The following is an 11364-nucleotide window of genomic DNA, read 5'->3' on the forward strand; positions in this document are numbered from 1 at the left end:
GCTTCAGCGCTCTTTCATAGATCTAAAAAACAAGCAGTAAAAAGTTAAGTACGTGTTGAGGTACGTAGTTGCGCTTCAGCGCTCTTTCATAAATCTAAAGAGCAAGTAGTGAAAAGTTAAGTACGTTTTGAGGTAAGTAGTTGCGCTTCAGCGCTTTTTCATAGATCTAAAGAGCGCTGAAGCGCAACTACGTACCTTGAAAATCATCAAAACTGACGCATCTTTAACCATAGAGTGTGTCAGTCACCAGTTGTACTTATAAGCTGCGTTAATTGTTAAATTCTTAACTACTACTAAGGGTGAATTTTCAGGTAGCCCAAAATTCTGACCTTTTTTGTGAGGCGTGTATCCTTGTGCTAAGGCATGGAGAATTACCTCACACACGAACACAGGAGTAATAGCTGGATAACCAAAAGAAAAAGCTGTCGTCAATTTCTGAGCAGGATTCTCGTATAACTCTATAAACAAACCAATGCCGCCGTAATCGTCACGTGAAATAAGCCAACGATATTTTTCATCGTTTATGATGATACTGCGTGATTTTTTTTGAGGAAGTGCCATTTTTTGCCTGTTGTTTTGCTAGTAATTTTTAATTTTAGGTCTATCTGGTTTTTGAAGAGGGCGAAGCATGACCGTATATAAGTTATTAGTTATAATCCCATATTGACTGCGGTCATGCTTCGCCCCTACAGATATAATTGCCAAACCCAGATGCACCCGTAATTTTTCTCACAATTTGTTGTCTATTTCGATATTAATTTTTTTTAATTCCGTTTTTGGAAACCGCATTTATTAGCTCAAATGCACGGTGCGTCACCTCTTAATTTATCGATTATCTCAAAAATCTCTATAGCTGGCGCACCCTACTAAAAAGCTTTGATTTTGCCTCGAAGACCCGGATTTGACAGAGATTCTAAATCTATTTTACAGCTCGATCGATCGCCCTTGCACGCATAAACCGCCAAAGCAGTCCCCTGACGGTTGCAAACTCGCAGGTTGTAACCGTACTCGCTAGAAGCAGCGCCGAAGCGGTTGACAAACTGATAGCGTTCCATATAATCGAGCAAACTCCACAGTTGGCGGTTGACGATGATGATAACCCATGTGTTGCTGCGATCGACAAACCAGCGATCGAGCAATTTGCCGCCAAACTGTTTTTGAGCCAACCACAGACTCGGCGTGCTCTTTTCGGCTTGCGAAAGCGGCGGCGACGGGAAATTGGCAGCGTCTCCACTCGGGCAGACTGGTTGCTGGGAAAACGCCGCATATTGTCCCCACAGCAAGGCTGTGATGCACGTAGAACTCGCAATTAGGAACAAACATAAACTTTTTGTCAAAATGCTAGGTCTGCGCCGGAAAACTTGATTTTGGTGGCTGAATTTGTGGTGATTCATCATAATTTATTGCGACAAAATTATTGAAATTCCGATCGCCTAAACAACGAAGCAGGCAGAAAAGCCGTAAAAGTAGAACCACAATCTAACTCGCTGGTAACTTCAATATCACCGCCCATCATCTGACAAAAACGCTGGCTGATAGTCAATCCCAAACCTGTACCGCCGTACTTGCGAGTAGTTGAATTGTCCGCTTGGGTGAAAGGTTGGAACAGTCGCTCTTGCTGTTCTTGTGTCATGCCGATCCCCGTATCTGTCACTCGGAAAACTAAATATTCAGCATCCAAAATTAACATTTGAACAACTCGCGGTTGATATTTATTTTTTAATTCTTCACTGGTAATTCTTTCGACAGTAAGTACGATCGCCCCATTCTCAGAAAACTTAGCAGCATTGCTCAGCAAATTCAGGATTATCTGCCGCACTTTCATCAAATCGCTGTGCATGGCGCCGATATTCTCGGCACTCAATACTTGCAAGGTATTGCCGTTTTTCTCAATTAACGGTTTGATGGTTGTCGCCACCTCCTCGATCAGGCCGCCAACATCGAAGCTTTCGAGATAAATCTCCATCTTGTCAGCTTCAATTTTGGAAATGTCGAGAATGTCGTCAATCAGTTGCAGCAAGTGTTTCCCAGCAGTCCGAATTTTGTCTAAATCCGAAACTACCTCTAAGTTGCCCACCTCCTCGGCATCTTCCACCAGCAGATCGCTGTAGCCGATAATTGCGTTTAGGGGAGTCCGCAACTCGTGGCTCATGTTTGCCAGAAAAGCACTCTTGGCGCGGTTGGCGAGTTCGGCGGCTTCTTTTGCCAACTGCCACGCTTCCTCGGCGTCTTTGCGCTCTGTGATATCCCGCAGCGTGGCTACCACCGCTTCCACGCTACCGTCTGTCGCACACACCGGGCTGAGAATGTACTCGTAGTCGCGGGTTCCCCAGGCTGCGGTGGGGACGATTACTTCGCCTTTGGCGGGTTCGGCTGTGACAAATATGCGATCGCACTGTTGGTGAACCCGCTCCATAATGTTTGGAGGCCAGCCTAATTCCTGCCAGGTTTTGCGAATCATTTCTCTGGGGTTCATGCCGGCAGCTTGGGCGGCGGTGCGACTGACGTAAGTGTACCTTCCCGACTGATCCACTAGAAAAATTAGGTCGAGGGAAGCGCCGAGAATGCCGTCAACTGTTCTGGCGTGTCGGGCTACTTGAGCCGTCATTTGTCTGACGGTAATGGCGCCGCGGACTCGGGCGGCGAGTTCAAACTGCAAGAGTTGGTTGGCTTGTTTGAGGAATGCCGTGCGCTGTTCGACTTCTATTTCTAGTTCTACTTTGGCTTTTTCTAGGGTGAGTTCGGCTTTTTTGCGATCGCTCACATCTGTAGAAATTGTACCGACTGCATAAGCTGTGCCTTCGGAGTTGCAGAGGGGAAATTTGAGAGACAGATAAGTGTGCGGCCCGTCGTCTTGAGGGATGACTTCTTCAATGCTTAGGGGCGAACAGGTTTCAATCACTTTTAGGTCGTTTTCTCGCAAGACTGATGCTTTGTCTTGAGGAAAAATATCGCCGTCGGTTTTACCAGTTATTTGTTCTTTTGCCATATGGCACAAATTGTCAAAATGGCTGTTTGTAAGCAGGTATTTTCCGTCAGCATCTTTGATGTGAATCATTGCTGTGGAGTTGTCTAAAATCGCTTGCAGCAGTTCTTCGCTCTTCCGCAGGGCTGTTTGAACCTTTTGACGTTCGAGTATTTCTCGCTGCAATTCCAAGTTGAGGCGATTTAAGTCTTGCCAAGCTTCCTGGACTTGATTTAAGGCGATCGAGCTTTTTGCTGGTTCTGTATTTGTCGGCTGTGGGTGGTTTGAACCCCAGTTGGCGGCCAATTCTAGGGTTGGGACAGTTAGCGAGATTTCGGGATTTGTGATTTGCGCGCGATCGCCCCCACAATTTCCATACTCAAAATCCATCGCTAATTGACTGTCTAAATTAGGTTGTTTCGGGAATAAACCGGGGAGTTCGCCCAAATTTAAATTGTCAGATAAATTGTCAGATAAATTTTCCGATAAATTGTCAGAAGTGCGATCCTTTTCGTTGGCTTCGCTAACACACTTCCCCGATTGCGGCTGCGCTTCGGCGGTGGAGTTAGAGCGTAAATTCCCGTCTGCTGTTAATAAATCTGAGTTAGCTGGTTTGGCCATTCGGCGGGTGACTCCTACTGCCAAGGCCAGGGGTGCGGCGGCAGCCACAGACAGTGCTAGCAGCCAATTATTGCCCCACCAGGATGCGAGATCAGTTTGTGGCATTCCCCGCACTAAAATTGCTGCGGGTTTTCCGGCTAAATTGTCCAGGGATTGAGCAGCTACTGTATAAGTTTTACTGCCTGTTCGCATTTCCTGAGCGACAGGCTTGCCGGCGGCTGCGAGTGCCGATTTCAGCAGCGATTTGTCTGCCAGCAAATCTGGCAACTTTTGATTTTTGGTAAATATTTGCGAACTTGCCAACACAAATTTGCCGTCAGTTGGGACGGAGTAGATAGCGCGATATCCGCCACTTTGTAAATTGATGGTTTCGCTGCTAGCAACTGCCGTCGTTTGGCTCAAAATTTTTTCTAACACTAAGACACCAATCACCGTCTTAGTTTTGGGATCGTTTACAGGAGTTGCTGTGTAGCGGACGAGGACGCTACCGTCTCCCGCAGGGCGCGGCAAAGATACCAATTGTTTCTGAAGTTCCGATTTGGCAATAATTTTGCTGGCGGTTATTGGCTTTTTGGCAGCGAATACTCGATCGACTATTTTTTGCAGGTTAACACTTTTTTCCTTGATGTTGGGGTTGACGCTAACTACAATCTGCCCGTTTTTTCCCACTAAGACAGCACTGTCTATTTCCCCTGTTTTAACTTGGGTTTCCAAAATATCCTTGACAGATTGTCGCAAATTTGATATGTTCTTGCCGCTGTTATAAGCTGAGGCTATTTGGGCGATCGTTTTGCTGTCAGAGGAGTTTTGCAAACTGAATGCAGCGCGATCGAGTTTAAGATTGTAGTTACTTTCACTAAGGCTCAGTTCAGATTTAGCTTGATTTTGCAGTTCGCTGCTTCCAACAGTTGATGTTAGCCAAAGTGCTGCTCCCGTTAATCCGACTGGCAAGATGGTTTGTAAAGCCAGCAATCCAATTAATTGTTTTCTGGTGACAGACAAGTTGTAGGTGGCAGGTCTGAAAACTGCTTTCAATCTTCTTTCGGAAGTCGCAAAATTAGTAGGCTGCGAACAGTTTTGCTGGCTGTCGTTTAACTGAGTTTGAGCCATAGTAGTAGATGCTAAATCGTTTGTAGATGACACGGGATATTAATCTGGAAGTATCAAGTTGAGATTTGGAAGTTGAGATTTTAGAGAGAGTTCCGTTAATCACCCATCAGAAAAATGTTGGCTCTCGCTGGGTCGAAGAAAGTCATAAAATAACTGGGGTATTGTCATAGAAATAAATTTTCTGGCTCTTCAACCAAATTTTGTAATTTAGTTTTTTTTACCAGAAAGAATTGGTTTAAAGCTGGAACCCGCGGAGAAATTAAAAGAAGACGATTCATTACTCCAATCCTCTTCCTTCCAGGTAGACTTTGCTGTCAACTGTCAACTGTCAACTGTCAACTGTCAACTGTCACCTTGTGTTTCAATCCCACAACCGCCTGCCCGCTTTGCCATTCAGTCGCTGGTGAGTGTCTTTGAGCAAAGTTGGGATGTCCAACTCTTCGGGACACCTGGGCAAACATTCGCCGCAATCGGTGCAGCGGTTGCCTTTGCTTCCAGGAAACCAATGTCCGGCATTTTCAAACATAGCATAACGGTATTTGCCAAACTCAGTCATGTCGCACCCGACAGCGAGATTCCGCAGCCGCAATACTTCGGGAATGTTGATGTTTTCCGGGCAAGGCAAACAGGCGTAGCACTGGCTGCATTTGTCAGTTTTCAAACGATCGGCAATCACCGATTCAATCCTCACAAACGCAGCAATTTCGGCCTGGGTGAGGGGAAAGTCGCGATCGGCATATTTTAGAGGTTGCTCTAATTCTGTCGGATTTGCAGGCCCCACACTCAGAGTTCCAATTCTAGTATCGCTCAGTAAAAACCGATAGTTCAACTCCAAAGGCGAGAAAGGCGAGCACAATTGTGCGAGAGTTTCTGGGGGCGTGTAGAGTTGCCCTCCTTTGTCTGCCGGAGAAATGATGAAAACGCCCATATCTTTGTGCTTGGCGAGTTCAACTGCCGGGGTGTTGCGCTGAAAAAAATAGTAATAATGCAGGTTGACAAATTCAAATAAATCTGTATTTATAGCAGCCAAAATCAGATCCAGAGGCCCGTGAGTCGAGAAACCGACGTGCCGAATTCGGCCATCAGCCAAGGCTTTGCGTACAGCTTCCATGCAGCCTGTGGGCGATCGCACCCAAGCCAAATGTTCCCAAGCATTCAAACCATGAATTGCCAGACAATCGATATAGTCTAGATTTAGACGTTTGAGAGACGAGTCGATGCAGCGTTCCGTGGCAGCAGCATCGTCCCCAGGAGGGATTTTCGTGGTGACGTGGAAGCGCGATCGATCGACAGACAAACCAGATGCGAGGGCCGCGCCTAGATATTCCTCGCTGCAACCGTAACCCGCCGCCGTTTCCAGGTGATTGATTCCCTGAGATACAGCTTGTTGTACAGTCTGAAAGGCAATTTCCTCAGAAGCCAAATAACGCATGGTTCCCAAGGAAAATACGGACAGGTGCAAGTTAGTTTTGCCAAACCGTCGATAGCGCATATCTGTTAGGAGGAAGTTTCGCTTTGGCCCAAGCCGCTTCTCTTGATCAAATCCTCCGGGCGGAGGTTTGAGATAAATTCGCGAAAGGCCCGGCGTTCGGCCTCATCAGCATCTCGATCGACCGGTATAGAAGCATCGGCGACGACTTCTTCCATCACCCAGATGGGGCTATTCGTCCGCAGAGCTATGGCGATCGCGTCGCTGGGACGGGCATCGATCTCTTTTTTCACTTCACCCTGACGGACAATCAGCACGGCATAGAACGTGTTATCTTGCAGCGAGTGAATCACTATCCGCTCCAAGGTAAGACTCCAGGCCTCTAGGAAATTGACCATCAAATCGTGAGTTAAAGGTCGAGGAGGCTTGTGGCCTTCCAGAGCACTAATAATAGCCTTTGCTTGCTCCTGACCGATATAAATAGGCAAAGCGCGACGCTCAGTAGCGTCTCTCAATAGGACAATAGGGCTGCGCGTGGCTGCATCTAAGGCAATTCCAGCGACTTTCATTTCAATCATTCGATCGGCCTCATAGAATTAAGAAACTGCAAGGCGGTGGAGAATTTGGACATAAAGATCACCTAAATCCAGTATGACTCGATCTTCGCCTGAATCTGCAACCGATCTGGGACTGTCGATTTTAGATTTTAGATTTTCCATTGACAATAGGGATAGAGGGGATGGCAAAAGCTCCTCCGTCTGGTTTGTGACTGTGGTTTGATTTAAATAAGCGATCGACTACCAAAAAATAACTATGTTTACAGGACTAATTCAATCTCTCGGAAAGCTGAAATCGCTAGGCAACGATTACTTCCAAATTTCCTGCACCTCAAGCAACTCCTATCAGATTTTACAAGATTTAGCCATTGGCGACAGCGTAGCAGTGGATGGAGTTTGTTTGACAGTGGTGGAAGTTCTGCCCCAAGGTTTTGTCGCCATCGCTTCCCCAGAAACCTTGCGCCGCACTAATTTGGGAGCATTCCCCGATGCTTGGGTGAACCTAGAAACCTCGCTGCGCGCCGGTAGCAAATTGGGCGGACATTTTGTGACGGGACACGTAGATGCGATCGGCACCTTAGCGACATCCACCCAAACCGCCAACGCTTGGGAGATGAGGTTTACAGCCCCACCAACAGCCAATTCGGGATGGCAGCGTCAAATTGCGCCATACATCGTTTCCAAGGGCAGCATCGCCGTCAACGGCATCAGCCTCACCGTAGCAGATTGCGATGCAGACGGAAATTGGTTTGAAGTTGCCGTAATTCCGCACAGTTTTTCCGAGACAAACCTCAGCTATTTGCAGCCGGGAAGTTTAGTTAATTTAGAAGCAGATATACTCGGCAAATATGTAGCAAAATTTCTCCGCAGCGGCGGCCGGGAAGCCCATCCCGAACCCTGGGAAGAAACCCCCGCCATGAACAGTTTGGGAACAATTACACCTGAATTCTTAGCCGAACACGGATTTATGTAATCTTGGGGTGTACGCGGAGTATTTAATCATAAAATACCCGGCGGTTGAAACCGCGTCTATAAAAACAAAACCTGCCTCCGCAGGTTGAAGAACGAGCGGCGAACATTATGTTATTCTCTTTAGTCTGCGGAGGCAGACTATCCTTCGGGAAGGCTAACGCCTACGTTTTTGTAGTTTGACCTCTTACTCGGATGACGGGCGCTTCGCCACATAAGCGCTTCGCGCTGGCTTCGCCTACGAGTAAGAGGTCAAAAGCGGTTTCAACCGCCGTCTGCATCTGCTCAAAACTGACGCCCCCTATCGACAAACTCTTTCTCAACAAAAACATTTTTCTCCCAAAACAACCCCGCCGCAATTCCCGCCTGAGAAACCAAAAACAAAGCAGCAATTAATAGCTTTTGAATACCCGATCCCTGGGAAAATGGATAAGTTAGCAAATTCAGATAAAATGACGGATGTTGCCGTTTCCCCTTAGCCCCACTTTTCGAGATAATTTCCCCAAACAAAAAAGCACCTCTACCGTAATTGAATTGCTGCCGCCAAAATTTCCGCAGAGTTAGTGCGTGGGAATGATAGACTGTAACTTCGGGAGCATAGACCGCGCGGCCTCCCAAATTGAGCCAGCGAAAGCAAAATTCCCTATCTTCTCCAGCCGCTAGCGAAAAAGTCGTGTCAAACCCGCCGATTTTCTCGAAAGCCTCAGCGGGAAGGGCAAAATTGTTAGAAGTGAAAAATTGTGCGCGATCGCCAATAGCATTGTAATAACTGTAAAGGTAATCGATCAGTTGCTGGCTGGCAGTAGAATAGATATTATCCGGCAGCGCGTTGACAGTTCGACCTCCGATCAAACAGTCTGGTGTTTCCACAAATCGCTTTTCTAGATTTTGCAGCCAATCTGCCGCCACAGTACAGTCATCGTCTGTAAACACTAAAAATTTACCCTCGGCTGCAAAAGCCCCAGTATTTCGCGCCGTTGCGGGGCCTGAGTTGGGTTGTGTCAAAAGTGTGAGATTTAACCCATTTTGAAAAGGGGATATTGTATTTTCTACAGATATTTCGGTGCTGTCGTTGACGACAATCACCTGAAACTTATCGCGCGGATATTCTAGTTCCACAAAAGACTGAAGACACTGCGCTAATTTCTCGGGGCGATTGTAAGTCGGAACTATAATTGAAAATAGAGTTTTAGTTGTGTTCATTCTAACTCATATATTTTAATATTTTAAGCGATACAGTACCGACTCAGTATTAAAATCTTTGCCGAAAACTGGTTGCAGCGGGCCCTCGGGACTTGTCAGCCAAGATAAAGCTAGTTTGGTGTATTCGTCCATCTCAGTCAGGGGCCCGAATCCTACCATCTTAATGTTATTTTTGTGGAGGTTGTCCATCCATGCCGGAAGTCGATCGGCTCTAAACGGCACATATAAAACTTGTCTGTCCAAATTTTTCCCGTAAAACAGGTAGCTGCGGTAACTTAAAAAGAAGCCGATTTTTTCATTGGGTACTGTATTTTTGTCAATATATTCGTAAATGCCGCGATACAGTTCGGCGCGAGCAACATCTCGCTTTTCCCTCGCCACCCAAGTAGCACTTACCATCAATGCTATGCAGACACAAATTATCATTATGTAACTTGATTTTTTCAAGCTAGCGAGTAGATTTTTCAAGCCAATTAAACTAGGATTGCGCTTAAATAGAATCCCAGCTAGTAGCAGTAATCCAACATAAATCAATGGGTATATTCCTAAATCTGGCCAACGGGGCGCTAATATTTTTATCACCAGATTGATGGCTTCGGCAAAATGAGATTTAAACCTGTCAATTAACCAACTTCCCCAAACAATACTCTTTCCGGTAAAAGAAGCATTTTTAATTAGGTCAAAAATTGTGTTGCTAATAATGCCGGAAATACTGCTAATTAAAACAACTGCTACAATTACTTGCTTGCGAGTTTTGAGCTCAGTCGCGGTTGCTGCTGCTGCGATCGCCAGTAAGCTTAAAAAGGGAAAGCCGTATCTGAGATTAAAACCGAGTAAAGGACTGAGTTGACCGATCGCCTCTCCGGCAGTCCCGGAGGTGTAAGGTGTAATGACGTACAGAATTCCGGTGCTGGCGAGAACTACGGTTAAAATGATATTGTTTTGATTGATTATTCTGGTTTTACCTTGGATCGCAGCCAGAGGTGCTGCTAATACCTGAAGTGCGATCGCCAGAAATGGCAGTTGCAATCTAATGAGGACTTGCAAGCCGAACATTTGCCAGTGGGAAATATTACTGGGATTAAATTGAGCGGCTAAAGTGCTTTGCCAAATCTTCAAAAGTGGCGAAGCTGAAGGCGCAGGTATGGTAGGTGTTGGCTGCTGTACGGGAGGTTTTGGTGACGCTACCGGAGGTTTTGGCCCAGGTACGGGAGGTTTTGGTGACGCTACCGGAGGTTTTGGAGACGCTACCGGAGGTTTTGGCCCAGGTACGGGAGGTTTTGGCCCAGGTACGGGAGACGGTGGGGCAACAGGCTGTAAGGGAATGTTAATCTCGCGGGAATCACCAACAGGATAATTGATGTGCAGCAAGTTTCTCGCATACCAAAAACCTCCTAAAAACAAGCAGCAAAGTATGCCGCACACCAAGACTGGTTTGATGTGGCGAATTCTAAAATTAGTTCGTGTAGAATTTTTATTAACGATGAATCTTTTAATTTCTAATATTGCTAATCCTCCTAAAAGTGAGGCTGCATAGACTAGGGCAGTGATTTTAATTCCGGCTATCATTCCTACAGATGCCAAAAATAGGGATAGCTCGGATTGCGATCGGCTGCTGTGATAGGATAAACCTAAATATAAAGCAACTGTAAATATCGCAGCTAGCGGTAAGTCTGGGTGAATGGTGTTAACTTGGTTGAGCATCATCGGTACTGTCAATACTAAAGATGCTGCTGCCATGCCATAAAATCTCGTTGCTCCAAATTTTATACTCAATAGATAGACTGCAATTCCTTCAAGTACCCAGGCAATTAGCATGGGAAAAGCTGTGAGAAAATCTTCTTTGAAGGGGAGTACGCACAAAGCAGACAAGACGTGCCAATTGTAGGGATATACTCGGGCTTGCTCGTGTTCAAAAATCCAATTTCCGGCGGCATCTAAGAATGTAAATGAGTGGGTTTGATACCATCTGGCAATTACAGGTAGGTGAAACCACAATGAGTCATAATTTGTTGTGGGTTTAGTTGCTAGGGTTTCCCACAACACAAATCCTGCAAATGCGGTGGCACCAATGATTAGGAGTTCGGATGGGATCAGAGGTTGCTTGAGTTGGGGAATCTGCCACTGCGAGAAGCTAAAAGATTTCTGGTTTTTGGCATAAATCAGAATTAAGCCGATCGCACAAATCAGCATTTCTGCTATAATGACCGCAGCAAGATTTAGGCGATCGGCACTTCCTAAAATCAAACCTATACAAATTTGTGCAAGACTCCATCCCGTCAAAAGTACGAGGAGAAAATGAGGAAATGAATAGTTACTGTTTTCCTTGTGATTCTCGAAGGCCAGAGACAAGCTTAGGGGAATCGGCCCGACTATAATAATCAGAAATAAAATTAATTCCCACAAATACTGCGCTATTAGCATAAGCTACTATTTACCAATTTTTATGGGAGGCTCTTGCTGATTGTTTGTAGTGAGGACTTTAGTCCTTCTATGGATGCGGACTAAAG

The 11364-nt window shown here is 45.9% G+C and carries 8 protein-coding genes; 1 reads left to right on the forward strand and 7 read right to left on the reverse strand.

Annotated features, from left to right (window positions below; all coding sequences use genetic code 11):
- Positions 1 to 243: 243 nt before the first annotated feature.
- The 5 genes from JGK20_RS06920 to JGK20_RS06940 form a co-directional block, all read right to left on the reverse strand.
- The gene (locus tag JGK20_RS06920; RefSeq protein WP_293192714.1) at positions 244 to 561 is read right to left on the reverse strand and encodes a hypothetical protein; all 318 of its coding nucleotides are present in this window, start codon (positions 559 to 561) and stop codon (positions 244 to 246) included.
- Between the two features lie 305 nt (positions 562 to 866).
- Complete coding sequence (locus JGK20_RS06925; protein ID WP_293192716.1) at positions 867 to 1397, reverse strand: hypothetical protein; 531 nt, start codon at positions 1395 to 1397, stop codon at positions 867 to 869.
- Between the two features lie 17 nt (positions 1398 to 1414).
- The gene (locus JGK20_RS06930; RefSeq protein WP_293229886.1) at positions 1415 to 4729 is read right to left on the reverse strand and encodes a PAS domain-containing protein; all 3315 of its coding nucleotides are present in this window, start codon (positions 4727 to 4729) and stop codon (positions 1415 to 1417) included.
- A gap of 328 nt (positions 4730 to 5057) precedes the next feature.
- A complete protein-coding gene (locus JGK20_RS06935; RefSeq protein WP_293207587.1) occupies positions 5058 to 6188 on the reverse strand; it encodes an aldo/keto reductase in 1131 nt (376 codons plus the stop codon).
- 5 nt (positions 6189 to 6193) lie between these two features.
- On the reverse strand, positions 6194 to 6703 hold the full coding sequence (locus JGK20_RS06940) for a bifunctional nuclease family protein (RefSeq protein ID WP_293184826.1): 510 nt from the start codon (positions 6701 to 6703) through the stop codon (positions 6194 to 6196).
- Positions 6704 to 6938: 235 nt separating this feature from the next.
- Between JGK20_RS06940 and ribE the strand changes: the two genes are divergently transcribed.
- Positions 6939 to 7655, forward strand: coding sequence for a riboflavin synthase (gene ribE / locus JGK20_RS06945; protein WP_293184828.1), 717 nt, complete (start codon positions 6939 to 6941; stop codon positions 7653 to 7655).
- A gap of 281 nt (positions 7656 to 7936) precedes the next feature.
- On the opposite strand, the gene JGK20_RS06950 is transcribed toward ribE, so the two are convergent.
- Both JGK20_RS06950 and JGK20_RS06955 read right to left on the reverse strand, forming a co-directional pair.
- On the reverse strand, positions 7937 to 8854 hold the full coding sequence (locus JGK20_RS06950) for a glycosyltransferase (RefSeq protein WP_293225785.1): 918 nt from the start codon (positions 8852 to 8854) through the stop codon (positions 7937 to 7939).
- A 15-nt stretch (positions 8855 to 8869) separates the two neighbouring features.
- Entirely contained in the window at positions 8870 to 11278 is a 2409-nt protein-coding gene (locus tag JGK20_RS06955) for a hypothetical protein (RefSeq protein ID WP_293229889.1), read from the reverse strand.
- Positions 11279 to 11364: the final 86 nt, after the last annotated feature.

Source organism: Microcoleus sp. PH2017_05_CCC_O_A (genome assembly GCF_020738785.1).
Lineage (GTDB): Bacteria > Cyanobacteriota > Cyanobacteriia > Cyanobacteriales > Microcoleaceae > Microcoleus.